The sequence below is a fragment of the Photobacterium kishitanii genome (assembly GCF_003026355.1).
Lineage (GTDB): Bacteria > Pseudomonadota > Gammaproteobacteria > Enterobacterales > Vibrionaceae > Photobacterium > Photobacterium kishitanii.
In genome coordinates this window covers 1-584 of record NZ_PYON01000058.1, presented here as the reverse complement: position 1 = coordinate 584, position 584 = coordinate 1, and the positions used below count along the sequence as shown (strand labels likewise).

Annotated in this window: 1 protein-coding gene; it reads left to right on the top strand. The window is 45.2% G+C overall.

What is annotated here, in order from left to right:
• Positions 1-584, top strand: a 584-nt coding sequence (locus C0W29_RS21520) for an EF-Tu C-terminal domain-related protein (RefSeq protein WP_258179327.1), incomplete at both ends; no start/stop codon positions are given.

The window sequence follows — 584 nt, the reverse complement described above, 5'->3', positions numbered from 1 at the left end:
CTTACATTCCAGAGCCAGAGCGTGCTATCGATCTACCATTCATCCTTCCAATCGAAGATGTTTTCTCAATCCAAGGCCGTGGTACTGTTGTAACTGGTCGTATTGAGCAAGGTATCGTTAAAGTTGGTGACGAAGTTGCTATCATCGGTATCGTAGACACTATTACAACTACTTGTACTGGTGTTGAGATGTTCCGTAAGCTTCTTGACGAAGGCCGTGCTGGTGAGAACGTTGGTGTTCTTCTACGTGGTACTAAGCGTGATGACGTTCAACGTGGTCAAGTTCTTGCTAAGCCAGGTTCAATCACTCCACACACAACTTTCACTTCAGAAATCTATGTGCTTTCTAAAGATGAAGGTGGTCGTCACACTCCTTTCTTCAAAGGTTACCGTCCACAGTTCTACTTCCGTACAACTGACGTAACTGGTACTATCGAGTTACCAGAAGGCGTTGAAATGGTAATGCCTGGTGATAACATCTCTATGACTGTTACTCTAATCGCACCTATCGCGATGGATGAAGGTCTACGTTTTGCTATCCGTGAAGGTGGCCGTACAGTTGGTGCTGGTGTTGTTGCAACTATC